Annotated in this window: 11 protein-coding genes and 1 pseudogene; 8 read left to right on the top strand and 4 right to left on the bottom strand. The window is 73.0% G+C overall.

Features of this window, described 5'->3' with window-relative positions:
* The first annotated feature begins 92 nt into the window (after window positions 1-92).
* From K2224_RS08490 to K2224_RS08505, 4 genes are all read left to right on the top strand, one after another.
* The gene (locus tag K2224_RS08490) at window positions 93-818 is read left to right on the top strand and encodes an ABC transporter permease (RefSeq protein ID WP_221909502.1); all 726 of its coding nucleotides are present in this window, start codon (window positions 93-95) and stop codon (window positions 816-818) included.
* Window positions 819-820: 2 nt separating this feature from the next.
* On the top strand, window positions 821-1702 hold the full coding sequence (locus tag K2224_RS08495) for an ABC transporter permease (RefSeq protein ID WP_260692396.1): 882 nt from the start codon (window positions 821-823) through the stop codon (window positions 1700-1702).
* A gap of 71 nt (window positions 1703-1773) precedes the next feature.
* Window positions 1774-2742: an ABC transporter substrate-binding protein gene (locus K2224_RS08500; protein WP_221905990.1), complete on the top strand. Its 969-nt coding sequence runs from the start codon at window positions 1774-1776 to the stop codon at window positions 2740-2742.
* Between the two features lie 64 nt (window positions 2743-2806).
* Entirely contained in the window at window positions 2807-3988 is a 1182-nt protein-coding gene (locus K2224_RS08505) for a hypothetical protein (protein ID WP_260692397.1), read from the top strand.
* 238 nt (window positions 3989-4226) lie between these two features.
* Here K2224_RS08505 and K2224_RS08510 read toward each other — a convergent pair whose 3' ends face one another.
* Entirely contained in the window at window positions 4227-5369 is a 1143-nt protein-coding gene (locus K2224_RS08510) for an NADH-quinone oxidoreductase subunit D (RefSeq protein ID WP_221905991.1), read from the bottom strand.
* Window positions 5370-5470: 101 nt separating this feature from the next.
* On the bottom strand, window positions 5471-6799 hold the full coding sequence (locus tag K2224_RS08515; protein ID WP_260692398.1) for an SAM-dependent methyltransferase: 1329 nt from the start codon (window positions 6797-6799) through the stop codon (window positions 5471-5473).
* A 317-nt stretch (window positions 6800-7116) separates the two neighbouring features.
* Between K2224_RS08515 and K2224_RS08520 the strand changes: the two genes are divergently transcribed.
* From K2224_RS08520 to K2224_RS08530, 3 genes and pseudogenes are all read left to right on the top strand, one after another.
* The gene (locus tag K2224_RS08520) at window positions 7117-8322 is read left to right on the top strand and encodes a sensor histidine kinase (protein ID WP_221905992.1); all 1206 of its coding nucleotides are present in this window, start codon (window positions 7117-7119) and stop codon (window positions 8320-8322) included.
* Between the two features lie 439 nt (window positions 8323-8761).
* Window positions 8762-9445: a response regulator transcription factor gene (locus K2224_RS08525; protein ID WP_221905993.1), complete on the top strand. Its 684-nt coding sequence runs from the start codon at window positions 8762-8764 to the stop codon at window positions 9443-9445.
* Between the two features lie 46 nt (window positions 9446-9491).
* A pseudogene (locus K2224_RS08530) lies at window positions 9492-9773 on the top strand (glycoside hydrolase family 75 protein); the annotation flags it as partial.
* A 218-nt stretch (window positions 9774-9991) separates the two neighbouring features.
* On the opposite strand, the gene K2224_RS08535 reads toward K2224_RS08530, so the two are convergent.
* Window positions 9992-11101, bottom strand: a complete 1110-nt coding sequence (locus tag K2224_RS08535; protein ID WP_221905994.1) for a DUF5937 family protein — start codon at window positions 11099-11101, stop codon at window positions 9992-9994.
* 100 nt (window positions 11102-11201) lie between these two features.
* On the opposite strand from K2224_RS08535, the gene K2224_RS08540 reads away from it, so the two are divergent.
* On the top strand, window positions 11202-11549 hold the full coding sequence (locus K2224_RS08540) for a hypothetical protein (RefSeq protein WP_221905995.1): 348 nt from the start codon (window positions 11202-11204) through the stop codon (window positions 11547-11549).
* A 361-nt stretch (window positions 11550-11910) separates the two neighbouring features.
* Here the strand turns inward: K2224_RS08540 and K2224_RS08545 are convergent, their stop codons facing one another.
* Window positions 11911-13338: a low specificity L-threonine aldolase gene (locus tag K2224_RS08545; RefSeq protein WP_260692399.1), complete on the bottom strand. Its 1428-nt coding sequence runs from the start codon at window positions 13336-13338 to the stop codon at window positions 11911-11913.
* Between the last annotated feature and the right edge of the window lie 214 nt (window positions 13339-13552).

Genomic DNA, 13552 nt, shown 5'->3' on the forward strand with positions numbered 1-13552 from the left:
GCAGACAGTCACCACGGTATCGGCGAGCGGGGGAGGTGACGGCGGTGGAGGCACCGGTGCGTGCGGCCGAAGTGCTGACAGGTCCTCAGGTAATGGCCCAGGGCGGCCCGAGCTGCCTGGAGCGGAACGACTGGATCTGCGGCGAGTATCTCCACACCCGGAGCCAGGAGTTGATCGACGCCACGCTCCAGCATGTCGGCATCACGGTCGTGTCGGTGCTGCTCGGACTGCTGGTCGCCTTCCCGCTGGCGCTGCTGGCGCGGCACCGGCGCGGTGTCGCGGGGCCGGTCCTGGGGCTGACGACGGTGCTGTACACGGTGCCGTCGCTGGCGATGTTCGCGCTGCTGACGCCCGTCTTCGGGGTGTCGCCGTCGGTCGTCGTCACGGGCCTGGTGCTCTATTCGCTGACGATCCTGGTGCGCAACATCCTCGCGGGTCTGGACGCGGTACCCGCCGAGGTCCGGGAGGCCGCCCGCGGGATGGGATACGGGCCGGCCCGGCTGCTGTTCGAGGTGGAACTCCCGCTCGCGCTCCCGGCGTTGGTGGCCGGTGTGCGGATCGCCACGGTCTCGACGGTGGCGATGACGACCATCGGTTCGGTGGTGGGCTACGGCGGCCTGGGCAATCTCATAGCCAGCGGCCTGGAGGGCTTCTTCAAGGCCGAGGTGCTGACCGCGTCGGTGCTGTGCGTGCTGCTGGCCCTGGTGGCGGATCTGCTCCTGCTCGGGGTGCAGCGGCTGCTCACGCCGTGGACGCGGGCGCGGTCCAAGGGCCACCGGGTGCGGCGCGGTGCGGCCGTGGCGAAGGCGGTGGGGTGAGCGTGGACGCGATCACGGGTGCCTGGCAGTGGCTGGCCACGGCCGCCAACTGGGCCGGGGAGAAGGGCGTATGGCACCGCCTCGGCGAGCATCTCTGGCTGAGCGGTCTCTGCCTGCTGCTGTCCTGCCTGACGGCCCTGCCGTTGGCGCTGTGGCTCGGGCACATCGGCAAGGGCGGCGCACTGGCGGTCAACCTCTCCAATGTGGGGCGCGCGGTGCCGACCTTCGCGGTGCTGGTGCTGCTGACGCTGAGCCCGCTGGGGAAGCACGGCGACTGGCCGACGATCATCGCGCTGGTGCTGTTCGCGGTGCCGCCGCTGCTGACCAACGTCCATCTGGGCATACGGGAGGCGGACCGCGATGTGGTCGAGGCCGCCCGGGGGATGGGCATGTCGGGGCCGCAGCTGCTGCTGCGGGTGGAGATACCGCTCGCCTACCCGCTGATCATGACCGGACTGCGTTCGGCGGCGGTCCAGGTGGTGGCCACGGCGACGCTGGCCGCGCTGGCCGGCGGCGGGGGCCTGGGCCGCATCATCACCGCCGGCTTCGGCAACTACGACACCGCGCAGGTGGTGGCCGGCGCGGTCCTGGTGGCGCTGCTGGCCCTGCTGGTGGAGGGGGTGCTGGTGCTGGTGGACCGGTCCTTCGACCCGATGCGGGGACGGCGGCGGGCGCGGCGCGGGAGCCGCCCGGCCTCGGGCGGCCCGGCTGCCGGTGCGCCGGCTCCGGCCCAGGGCCCGGCCGTCAACCCCCAGGCCGCGTCCGGCGCTTCCCCGGCCGGGGGCGGGAGGCTCTCCGGGGCCGGCGCGCTCGCCGAGGGCGCCCATGCGGCCCCGTCCGGCTCGACTCCCGGCCCGCCTCCCGGGCGGGCGACGGAAGTGTGACGGCAGGGCCGCCCGGCCCCGGCCCGAGACGTCTCGACCGACCTGATCCCGAACGGACGGAGTGGAATTCCATGAGCAGCACAGCACGTACGGCCCGCACGGCGCGTACCGCGCTCGCCGCGGGGACGGTGGTGGCGCTGGCCGCCGGGCTGGCCGCGTGCGGCGGGCAGAGCCTGGAGCAGAAGGGCGGCAAGGACGGGGGCAAGGGCGAGATCGTCATAGGCTCGGCGGGCTTCACCGAGTCGAAGGTGCTCGCCGAGATCTATTCGCGGGTCCTGGCCGATGCCGGTTACCACCCACGGGTTCAGACGCTGGCCAATCGCGAGCTGTATGAACCGGCCCTGGAGAAGGGCCAGATCGACGTCGTCCCGGAATACGCCTCCACCCTCGCGGAATTCCTCAACGCGAAGAAGAACGGCGCCAAGGCGAAGCCGGTGGCCTCCAGCGACATCGCCAAGACGGTCGCGGCGCTGGAGAAGCTGGCCGAGCCGCGCGGACTGAAGGTGCTCCCGGCCGGCGCGGCCACCGACCAGAACGCCTTCGCGGTGACCAAGGAATTCGCCGCCGAGAACAAGCTTCGGACACTCTCCGACCTGGGCCTTTCTCATCAGAAGGTCAAACTCGCCGCGGGGGAGGAGTGCGAGACGCGGGTGTTCTGCAAACCGGGTCTGGAGAAGACCTACGGCATCACCGTCGCCGGCATCGACCCCAAGGGCGTGGGGACGCCGCAGGCCAAGCAGGCGGTCAAGGACGGCACCGACCAACTCGTGCTGACCACGACCACGGACGCCACTCTCGACAACTTCGGCCTCGTGCTTCTCCAGGACGACAAGAAGCTGCAGAACGCCGACAATGTGCTGCCGGTGCTGAATGCCAAGAGCGCCGGCGACAAGGAGATCGCGGCCGCGCTCGACAAGATCACGAAGACGCTCACCACCGAGGACTTGATCAACTTGAACCGCAAGGTCGATGCCGAGCGCTTGAAGCCCGCCGATGTGGCGCAGGCATATTTGGAGTCCAAGGGGTTGGTCAAGAAGTAACCAGCCGGGAACGGATCCGTATGCGTGGCCCCATAGGTCTCGCACGCACGGTAAGTTTCTGGCCATGCCACGAGGACGCCACCGCCATTCCCCACCCCTCCACCGGCTGCTTCCTCCATCGACGGTCGCCGGTGCGTCAATTGCCTGTGCCACGGGCGCGTGGTTCGTCGGCGACGACCTCGTGCAACGGGTGCTCGCCGCCGGTGCCGCGGCCGCCGCGGTCACCGGCGCCGTCCTGCTGCGGACCTGGGACCGCAAGGCCGGCAAGCGGGTCGCCGAGCTGACCCGGGCCCGGGCGCGCGACGAGTGGCGCACCGAGGAGCGGATCGCGGAGCTGGAGACGGACGTCGAGGAGTCGCGCGAGATCCGCGCCGCCCTGGACACCAAGCTCCGCGCCAAGCGCGCCGAACTCGCCCGGCTGCGCAGTGAGCACGCCGCCCTGCTGCGCCGCTACGCCAACGCCGAGACCGAGCGGGCCAGTGCCCTGGAGGGCCGCCGACTGCTCGCCATCGAGGCCGGGCAGCCGGCCCCCGAGGGCGGGCTCGTACCGGCCCGCCGTGAGCCGGAGACCGGCGGCGGCCGCCCGGCGCCGGACGCCGGGAGGACGGACGGCGCGGCCGGGGGCCGACCCACCGCCACGTTCGCGGAGGCGGACCGCGCGCTGCGCGAGCTGGCCCGCAACGCCGCCCGGCAGCGCGCCGCCGCACAGCGCGCCGGCCGGCCCGACACCGGTGCCCCGGAGAACCCCGAGGCGACCGGCCAGGGGAAGACCGGGGCGGCCGCCGCGCAGGGGGTGGGCGGATCGGCGCTCCGCCCGGTGCCGGCCGCCGCCGCGATCGCCCCGGCCCGCCCGTCCGTGCCCCGCACGCTGGGCGGCTTCGACTTCTTCGGCAACGCCACCGTCCCCCGCAACGAGCTGCCCGCGCCGCTGGAGGAGGACCTGGCGGACGTCGTCGGCGACGAGGCGGTGGCCGAGCAGACGGCACGCGCCAAGGCCCGCACGGAGGCTCGTACGGAGTCCGAGGGCTCCGAGGACCCGGGCGACTCCGGGAACTCCGCGGACGCCGAGCACGGCGGCATAGTCGGGCGCGAGGCGTCCGGCGAAGCGCCCTCCGGCGACGAGGCGCCCGGTGGCGCGGTCGCCGACGGGGAGACGACGCACGGCGCCGGCGAGGTCATCGACCTGACCGCCCACGACGAGACCGAACAGCTCGACCTCGCCGAACTGCGCAGCGCCATCTCCTGAACGCCGGAAGGCGGCAGCGGGGCGCGGTGCAGGACAGCGGAGCCAGTAGAAAGCAGGAGAACGTAGGGCGGCAGAACGTAGTGAGCGGCGGGGAGGCGTCCGCCCGTCCACAGCCTGTGGACGGGCGGACGCCTCCCCGCCGTTGTGCCGTATGCCCGTTGTGCCGTATGCGGACGCCCCGGCTGTCGAGCAGTCCTGCTCCCGGCCTCCGTCGCCTCCGACCGCGGGCCCTCGCCGCCTACTTGTCGATGTCGCCGACCACGAAGAACATCGACCCCAGGATGGCGACCATGTCGGCGACCAGGGTCCCCGGCAGCAGCTCCGTCAGCACCTGGATGTTGTTGTACGACGCGGAGCGCAACTTCAGGCGGTACGGCGTCTTCTCGCCCTTGGAGACCAGGTAGTAGCCGTTGATGCCGAGCGGGTTCTCGGTCCAGGAGTAGGTCGTGCCCTCGGGGGCCTTGAGGACCTTCGGCAGGCGCTGGTTGATCGGGCCGGGCGGCAGTTCCGCGATCCGGTCCAGGCAGGCGTCGGCGAGGTCGAGGGAGTTGTGCGTCTGCTCCAGCAGGCACTCGAAGCGGGCCAGGCAGTCGCCCTCCTCCCTGGTGACGACCTTGAGCGTGGACCCCAGTTCGCCGTACGCGAGGTACGGCTCGTCGCGCCGCAGGTCGAAGTCGACGCCGGACGCGCGGGCGATCGGCCCGGAGACGCCGTAGGCGTGCACCGCCTCACGGGCCAGCGTGCCGACGCCCCGGGTGCGGCCGCGGAAGATCTCGTTCCCCAGGACCAGGTTGTCGAAGACGTCCATACGGGAGCGGACGTCGGCGACGGCCTGCCGGGCCCGGCCGAGCCAGCCGGCGGGCAGATCCTCCTTGAGGCCGCCGACCCGGTTGAACATGTAGTGCATCCGGCCGCCGGAGATCTCCTCCATGACGGTCTGCAGCTCCTCGCGCTCCCGGAACGCGTGGAAGACCGGGGTGATCCCGCCGAGCTCCAGCGGGTACGAGCCGAGGAACATCAGGTGGTTCAGGACGCGGTTCAGCTCGGCGAGCAGCGTGCGCGTCCACACCGCGCGCTCGGGCACCTCCATGCCCAGCATCCGCTCGACGCCGAGCACCACGCCCAGCTCGTTGGAGAATGCCGACAGCCAGTCGTGGCGGTTGGCGAGCATGATGATCTGGCGGTAGTCGCGGGCCTCGAAGAGCTTCTCGGCGCCGCGGTGCATATAGCCGATCACCGGCTCGGCGTGCCGGATGCGCTCGCCGTCCAGGACGAGGCGCAGCCGCAGCACGCCGTGCGTGGAGGGGTGCTGCGGGCCGATGTTCAGCACCATGTCGGTGCTCTCCGCCGCGCCGCCGATGCCGACCGTCGTCTCCGTCATGGGGACAGTGTCGCAGGACGGGACGATGCGGAACGGCGCGGTCCGTGGTGTGGAAGGGGCGGGCGGGGGTGCCGGGGTGGGGTGGTGTCGCGTTCGGTGCGTCAGTCGGCGGTGTTGCCGGTGCTGTCGGTCTTGCCGGCGCTGGTGGTGTTGCCAGCATGGTTGGTGTGGTCGGTGTTGTCGGCGCTGGTGGTGAGCAGTCCGGCGCAGGCCGTCCCGCCGACCGGCTCCAGCAGCCAGCCGAAGGCGCCCAGACCCGCTGGATCGGTCAGTTCCGCCGCGTCACCGGCCGCGCCGAGCGCCCGTACGTAGCCGGCCGGGTCGGTCGTGGCCAGGGAGAGCGGCGGGCGGCGGCCGGTCACCCCGAGGGCGTGCAGCGCGGCGCGCTGGGTCAGCTGCTCGGCGTCCGGACCGGCGCAGGCATCCAGCGCGACGTGCGCGGTGAGGTCGCAGCTGCCGTCCGGGACGGGCCGGACCTCGCGGCCCGCGCGGAAGCCGGTGAGGGTGCCGAAGGGCGGCCGGTCGGCGCGCCGGTGGGCGTAGTCGACGGCGACCGCGAGCCCGGCACGGAGGACGCGGACGGCGCGCTCCCAGGCGGCGTCCCGGGGGCGGCCGACCTCGGCGCGCAGCCCGGGGGCGGGTTCGCCGGAGGCGCCCGGCGCGGCGCGCGACCACCAGCGGGCAAGCCACTCCGCGTCGGGGCCGTCGACCGGCGGGCCGAGCCGTTCCGTGCCGTCGGCCCGTACCAGGACCCGGCGCGGCACGCCCTCGGCGTCCGTCTCGACGACGTCCAGCGGGACGTTGTCCAGCCACTCGTTGGCGAAGAGCAGGCCGGTGAGCGAGCCCGGCGCGGGCAGATCGGCGCGCCAGGAGATGCGGGGGTCGAGGCCCTCGGGGCGCGCGGCGCGTTCGACCGCATACGGGCGCAGCCGTCCGGCCACCTCCTCGGGGAGGGCCGCCAGCACGCCGGTCAACAGCTCGCCGCGCCCCGCGCCGACGTCCACCAGGGCCAGCCCGTCCGGATGCCCGAGGGCGGCGTCGACCCGGCGGAGCAGGGTGGCGACGGCGCCGGCGTACAGCGGGGACACGTGGACCGAGGTGCGGAAGTGGCCGGCGGGGCCGGGGCCACCGGGGCGGGTGTAGAAGCCGTCCGGGCCGTAGAGCGCCTCCTCGGCCGCCTCCCGCCAGCTACGCCAGGGGGAGTGGCGGGGGGCGGGGGCGCTGGGCGCTGCCGGGCCGGTGGGTGTGGTGGGTGTGGCGGGCGTGGTGCCGGTGGCCGGGCAGGTGAGGCGGTCGGCGTCGGCCGGCTCTCGTCGGGCCTGCTGGTGCTCGTTCGCCGCTGAACCGCTTCCCGGTCCCTGTGCCTGCCCCTGTGGCTGCGGCTGCCCCTGCGCCTGTGGCCGTGCCTGCCCCTGTCCCTCTGTCGTCACGGGCACCACGGTACGGGGGCCGGCGCGTCCCGTACGTGGAGGCGGTCACCTCCCCTACGGGGGCGGTCGGCGGCGTCGGCATCGACCCGTGGTGGGGCGGTCGGCCTGGGGTACGAGCCGGGCAGGAGAGGAATCCCCTGGTCACGGACGTATTCCTGCAAACGGCATGGGCTCGGCGGGGCAGCGTGACCACGGATCGACCCCAGGGGCGACACAATTGGCGCAGACCGCCTCCACCTAGCGGAGTAGGCCCTATTGAAGAGGATCGCCCCTCCGGTTGACTCTTCTACCTGCTTGCGCTGCCTACGCTGGGTTACGTGCAGCGCCTCTATGACTTCCTCCGCAGGCACCCGACGGGAGTGGACAGCTTCTGGGCTTTCCTCCTCTTCGGGATCACCGGGTTGTGGGTCATCTCCCGGCCGGGCTTCGAGGGCAAGGTCATCGGCCTGGTCTTCGGCATCGGCCTGTGCCTGGTCATCGCCCTGCGCCGGAAGTACCCGGTCAAGATGTTGCTGCTGGCCATCGGCCTCGGCGTGGGCCAGCTGATCCTGAACGTCCCGCCCAACATCGGCGACTTCTCGATGATGGTGATCATCTACACCGTCGCCTCGGAGACCGCGGCCCGCCGCTGGGCCTCACGCCTCGCATTGGCCGCCGCGCTGGTCGGCCCCGGCCTGACCCAACTCCGCTTCCGGGAAGGCCCCGTCCACCTGCCGGTCTGGGCCGTGGTCTTCTTCATGGTGCTGTTCACCGTGCCGTTCGTACTGGCCTGGGTGCTCGGCGACTCGATCCGCACCCGCCGGGCCTACTGGGCGCAGCTGGAGGAGAAGGCCGCCCGCCTGGAGAAGGAGCGCGAGGCCCAGGCCCGGATCGCGGTCGCGGCCGAGCGCGCCCGGATCGCCCGCGAGCTGCACGACGTCGTCGCGCACAACGTCTCGGTGATGGTCGTCCAGGCCGACGGCGCCGCGTATGTCCTCGACGCCACGCCCGAGCAGGCCCGGCAGGCGCTGGAGACGATCTCCGGCACGGGCCGCCAGGCGCTCGCCGAGATGCGCCGGCTGCTGGGCGTGCTGCGCACCGGCGAGCAGGCCGAGGGCGAGGAGTATGTTCCCCAGCCCGGCGTCGAGCAGCTCGCCGACCTCATAGACCAGGTCCGGGGCGCGGGGCTGCCGGTCGACTTCCGGGTCGTCGGCGAGCCACGCCCGTTGCCCAGCAGCGTCGAGTTGACCGCGTACCGCATCGTCCAGGAGGCGTTGACCAACACCCGCAAGCACGGCGGCCCCGGCGTCAGCGCCACCGTCCGCCTCACCTACCGGGCCGACGACCTCGATCTCCTCGTCGAGGACGACGGCCGGGGCGCGCAGCACGAGCTCTACGAGTCGGGTGGCTCGGACGGGCTCGGCCACGGCCTGATCGGTATGCGCGAGCGGGTGGGCATGGTCGGCGGCATCCTCGACGCCGGTCCCCGTCCGGGCGGCGGATTCCGGGTCAACGCCGTGCTGCCGCTCAAGGCGGAGCGATGAGCAGGCCGCCCTCGCCGCGGGCCGGGGTCCGGCACGGCGAGCCTCGGTGGGGTGGGGCCGGGACGGGGACTGGGGCCGGTGGCTCCGGGCCCGTCGGGGGCCCGTTTGCCGGTGCGGGGGCGTCGCGTCCCGGTTCGCCGGGGCATGGGGCGTCGCGTCTCGTTGTGGGGGCGCGGCGCTCCTTGGCCGGCCCCCTGCGACGCGGCTCCGTCCGTCCCGCCTCCTGCCCGCCATGGTCCCGGACGCGTTCGTCCCGGCTCCGTCCGTGCCCGCCCCGTTCGCGCCAAACGCTCCCACTGCTCCCACCGCTCCGACTGCCCCAACGGCACCAGCCAGCCCACCCGTTCCCGCCGTCCCACCCGTTCCCGCCGTCCCGCCTGTTCTCACCGTCCCCGCCGACCCCGTCGGCCCCGCCGCCCCGTGAAGGGATTCCCCTGCCATGACCATCCGCGTGATGCTCGTCGACGACCAGGTGCTGCTGCGCACCGGCTTCCGGATGGTGCTGGCCGCACAACCCGACATGGAGGTCGTCGCCGAGGCGGGCAACGGGGCGGAGGCCCTGGAGGTGCTGCGTTCCACCGAGGTGGACGTGATCCTCATGGACGTCCGGATGCCGCACCTCGACGGGGTCGAGGCCACCCGCCGGATCTGCGGGGGCAGCCAGCCCGAAGGCGCCCCGAAGGTGCTCATCCTGACCACCTTCGACCTGGACGAGTACGCGTTCTCCGCGCTGAAGGCCGGGGCCAGCGGCTTCATGCTCAAGGACGTCCCGCCGAACGAACTCCTCGCCGCGATCCGGGCGGTGCACAGCGGGGACGCGGTCGTCGCCCCGTCCACCACCCGCCGCCTCCTGGACCGCTTCACCCCCATGCTGCCCAACACCGGCGGCGAGCCCGCACGGCCCGAGCTGGAGCGGCTGACCGAGCGCGAGCGCGAGGTGCTGCTGCTCGTCGCGCAGGGGCTGTCGAACGGTGAGATCGCGGCGCGGCTGGTGCTGTCCGAGGCCACGGTCAAGACCCATGTGGGCCGGATCCTGACGAAGTTGAGCCTGCGGGACCGGGTCCAGGCGGTGGTGCTCGCCTACGAGACGGGGCTGGTCCGGGCCGGGGGCGCCGGGGCGTAGCGCACGGGATCAGGCCGGTCGCCGGTTCGGGATCGCGGCGTTGGGCGACACCGCGATCCGCCAGTCCGACGGCAAGCCGTTGAACACCGCGAAGCCGCCCTACGTCGTGGTGCCCAGCGGCGGTATCTGGAACTACGAGTCCGCGGGCATCAAGGGCGGCGTCGTCGTTGCCGTCATCCACGACAACCAGGTCGAGTACGCCGTCGTGGGCGACACCGGACCCGACAAGATCATCGACGAGGCGTCCTACGCGGCCGCCAAGGCCCTGGGCGTCGAGCCCAACCCCGAGACCGGTGGCGCCGATTCGGGCGTCACCTGCCTGCTGTTCAACGCTGGGTGCGACGGCCGGCCGGCCCGGCGGGCCTCCCAGCCGCCTGGCTTCCCGGCTTCCCGACTTCCGGGCCCCGACTTCCAGGCCCCGGCTTACAGGCTCCTGCCGTTCAGGCTTCGGGATTGCCGGTCTGGCCGGCCGACTGGCCGTCGACCTGCTGGTCTGTCCGTCGGTCCCGCTGTCCGTCCGGTGGGCCGTCCGCCGGGGCCCACCCCTCAGCGCAGCACGCCCTCCAGGAAGTCGCTGCCCAGCCGGGCCACCACCTGGAGATCCAACTGGTGGAGTACGTAACGCCCGCGCCGCCGGGTCTGCAGCAGCCCCGCCTTCTTCAGCACCGCGATATGCCGCGACACCTCCGGCGACGTGATGCCGAACGCGGTCGCCAACTCTCCTGTGGTGTGCGGCCCGCGCGAGAGCGTGCGGCACAGCCGCATCCGCATCGGGTGGCCGAGTGCCTCCAGCCGCTGCTGGACGAGTTCCAGCGTGGCGGACGCCGGCAACTCGGGGCTGGCGATCGGGTATTGGACGACCGGACGCCAGCCGGGGGCGTGGCTGAACAGCAGGTGCGGCCAGCCGAACGACGTCGGCAGGAAGGTGACCCCGGGGTCGGCGGGGTCGGCGAAGGCCGTCGTGCGCCCACTGGCCAGCTTGTCGACCAGGATCCGGGTGGTGCCGCCGGCGTCCTGCGCCTCGTCCAGCGTCAACGCCCGCGACGTCGCGGTCAGTGTCTCGGCCAGGCCCTTGCGGCGCAGCAGCTCGGTCTTGTGGCGGGCGTCGGCGGCCAGTTGGATGCCCACCCGCCGCCAGATGTCGCCGAAGAACGCGTCCTCGCAGTCCTGGAACAGGCGGCGCAGCCACACCCGCAGACCGTCGGGGTCGGTCAGCATCCGGTCCGTGAAGGCTGCCTGGCGCGGGCCGCGGGCCGCCGCCATCTCCCGTACGCGCGCCCGTTCACCCGCGTCGACCAGGGGCGACGGCGTGGGGCGGGTGTACCGGGCCGAGCAGTTGATCTCGAAGAAGGCGGCCACGAACCGCTCGTCGTCGATCTGGTCCAGCTGGTCCAGCTCCTCTGCCAGCGACGCCCCGGGGCGGGCGGGCAGCAGGATGTCGGAACGCGAGGACCCCCACAGGAAGTCCGCCTCGCACAACCGGTCGGCGAGGTCGGTCTTCAGACCGGCGTTGGTCGCGGTGACCCAGCCGTGCAGGCCCGGGTGGTGGCCCGGCTCGGACAGCGCGTGCAGCGCCGCACTCAGCTCGGCCAGCGGCGAGGGTGCGAAGACCAGGCGCTCCGGCGGCAGCCCGGTGATGTCGATGACGTTGGCCATGTCCCCATCATGCGTGAGGCCGTGACCTGCGGTGTCGTCGATTGACGGCTCTCGTCAATCGACGCGCCACGGGCCGCCCGGCCACCCCAGAGTGAGGGCCATGAACGCCCTGCAGCAGCACCTCCTCGACAGCTACCGCGCCGCCCAGCGAGGCGAGGCCGCGCCGCCGGCCCCGGACGCGGCCGTCGTCCGCACCGCCCGGGAGATCCGGCAGTGGCACCGCTTCCAGGCCGTGGTCACCGACCCCGCGGAACGCTGGTGGGGACGCGAGGGACGGCTCGTCCGCCGGGCGGCGCTGTTCGTCCGCGGCTTCCGAACGTTGAATGCCGCCCCCGCCGCCCCCGCCGCCCCCGCCGCCCCCTCCCGCCCCGCCCCCGCCCACCCCGCCCCCGAAATGCCCCGCGCAGAGCACAAGAACAAGCGCCAGGCAGCAACGCCCTGCACCTGAGCCCCGCCCCAGGCACCGGCAACCTCCGAACGCCCCACAACGGAACGCCCCTCACCGCCCCGGACGGGCCCGGGCCGGACGAGCCCACCCGGACAAGCCCAGGTCGGACGAGCCACTCGGACAAGCCCAGACCGGACTAGCCGGATCCGGCCAGACCGTGCCAGGACACGCGGTGCGGGCTCGACAGACCAGACCCAACAGACCGGGCGCCGACGTACCAGGCCACGCCGGCACCACCCACGTCGGGCCGCCCCGCGTCAGCACTGCCCGTTCCCTCTCCTTCACGCCACACCGCATTCGACGGGGCCTCGCTGTGCCGGGTCCGCCCGCCTGGACGGACATGGCCAGGCGGACTCACCCCTCACTCCTCAATACGCCGGACGAAGTCGCCCACTGCCGTGCGTATGTCTTCCGCGGTCCATTCGAGTGCCAGGGACGAGACCGTCACCTCCGTCATCGTCACACCCGGCGGTCCGGCCGGGGTCGGCTCGTACCACTTGCGGAAGAGCGTCGTCCGGGTCTCCTCCGCCTGACGGGTACCGGCCTCGTTCAGAACGTCCGGCGGGTATGGCAGCCATACCTGGAACTCGTGGGTGTGCGGCTCCTCGGGGTGCACCCGGAACCACGGCACGCCGGCCTCTGCCAGCCCCTCGCGCAGCGCCCGGGCGACGACCTTGGCGTGGGCCGCATACACCGGCAACCGGGGCAGCTCGCGGTCCAGCCCGACCAGGGCGGCGAGCGCGATCGGCCACTGCTGGAACAGCTGGCCGCCGTAACGGTGGCGCCAGGCCCGGGCCTCCGCGACGAACTCCTCGGTGCCCGCCAGCGCGGCGCCGGCCATGCCGTTCAGCGATTTGTAGAAGGAGACGTAGACGCTGTCCGCGAGGGCGGCGATCTCCGGGAGCGACCTGCCGAAGTGCGGGCCGGTTTCCCAGAGCCGGGCCCCGTCGAAGTGCACCACCGCGTCCAGTTCCCGCGCCGCGGCCACCGTCGACTCCAGCTCCTCCCAACTGGGGAGGACGTATCCGGCGTCGCGCAGCGGGAGTTCGAGGGCGAGGGTGCCGAACGGCTCCTGGAGGTCGTAGATCTCGGCGGCCGTCGGCAGACGCGGGGCGCTCGTCGGATGCACCATGCGCAGCCCGCTGACGACCGCGTAGGCATCGCGCTCGTGCATCTCCAGATGGGACAGCGGGTGGCCGGCGACCGTCGCGTTGCCCGTGCGGCCCGCCCAGCAGCGCAGGGCCACCTGCTGCGCCATCGTGCCTGTCGGGAAGAACACCGCGGCCGCGGTGCCCAGGGCCTCGGCCGTCCGGCGCTCCAGTTCGCCGACGATGCCGTCGTCGTTGCCGTAGACGTCCGTCCAGTCGGCGAGGTCGTACACACCGGGGGCGTCGGCCGTCAGACGGGACAACCGCTCGGCGATGGTCTCCGGTGGGCGACCGCACAGTGTCCGCAGCGAACCCCGGTAGGCGGCGAACCGCCGGGCCCGATCGTCCGTCCCGTGCCTCTTGTTCGCCTCGTCCGTTCCGTCTGCCCCGTCGGTCCCGCTCGGCCTGTCCGTCCCGTCCGGCTCGTTCGCCTCATCGCCGTCCGTCGGGTCAGCAGTGGTCGTGGCGTCAATCCTTTCCCGGCCCTGGTCCCGGTCGCCGTCCCCGTCCCCGACTCCGGCCATGTCCCCGACCCCGTAGCCGCCCCCGGCCTCCGTCCGCTCGCCGCCCTTTCCTGTCTGCTCCCCGTCCTCAGCCGGCTGCTTTCCGGTGTCCGCTGTGTGCTTTCCGACCTCGGCCATGATCCCCCCACCTCCGTGTCGCCCCGCGCCGTCCGCGCGGGCTGTGGCATCGATCATCACCCAGCCGCGATCGCCGCCGCGAGCCCTGTGGATAACTCTCCGAATCGCGCCGGAGCGGTCTGTTTCGGCCCCATTCCGGCGTTCCGGTTCTGCTCCGAGACCCTCGTCTCACCCTCCGTACAACTCTCAGGGCGGCGGGGCCTCCTCGCGTAGC

The organism is Streptomyces sp. BHT-5-2 (assembly GCF_019774615.1).
Taxonomy (GTDB): domain Bacteria; phylum Actinomycetota; class Actinomycetes; order Streptomycetales; family Streptomycetaceae; genus Streptomyces.

Bases quoted from the DNA above. Each gene is read 5' to 3' on its own strand.
- K2224_RS08500 (WP_221905990.1), top strand. From the start codon at position 1,774: ATGAGCAGCACAGCACGTACGGCCCGCACGGCGCGTACCGCGCTCGCC.
- K2224_RS08535 (WP_221905994.1), bottom strand. From the start codon at position 11,101: ATGGCCAACGTCATCGACATCACCGGGCTGCCGCCGGAGCGCCTGGTC.
- K2224_RS08505 (WP_260692397.1), top strand. From the start codon at position 2,807: ATGCCACGAGGACGCCACCGCCATTCCCCACCCCTCCACCGGCTGCTT.
- K2224_RS08545 (WP_260692399.1), bottom strand. From the start codon at position 13,338: ATGGCCGAGGTCGGAAAGCACACAGCGGACACCGGAAAGCAGCCGGCT.
- K2224_RS08540 (WP_221905995.1), top strand. From the start codon at position 11,202: ATGAACGCCCTGCAGCAGCACCTCCTCGACAGCTACCGCGCCGCCCAG.
- K2224_RS08510 (WP_221905991.1), bottom strand. From the start codon at position 5,369: ATGACGGAGACGACGGTCGGCATCGGCGGCGCGGCGGAGAGCACCGAC.
- K2224_RS08525 (WP_221905993.1), top strand. From the start codon at position 8,762: ATGACCATCCGCGTGATGCTCGTCGACGACCAGGTGCTGCTGCGCACC.
- K2224_RS08490 (WP_221909502.1), top strand. From the start codon at position 93: ATGGCCCAGGGCGGCCCGAGCTGCCTGGAGCGGAACGACTGGATCTGC.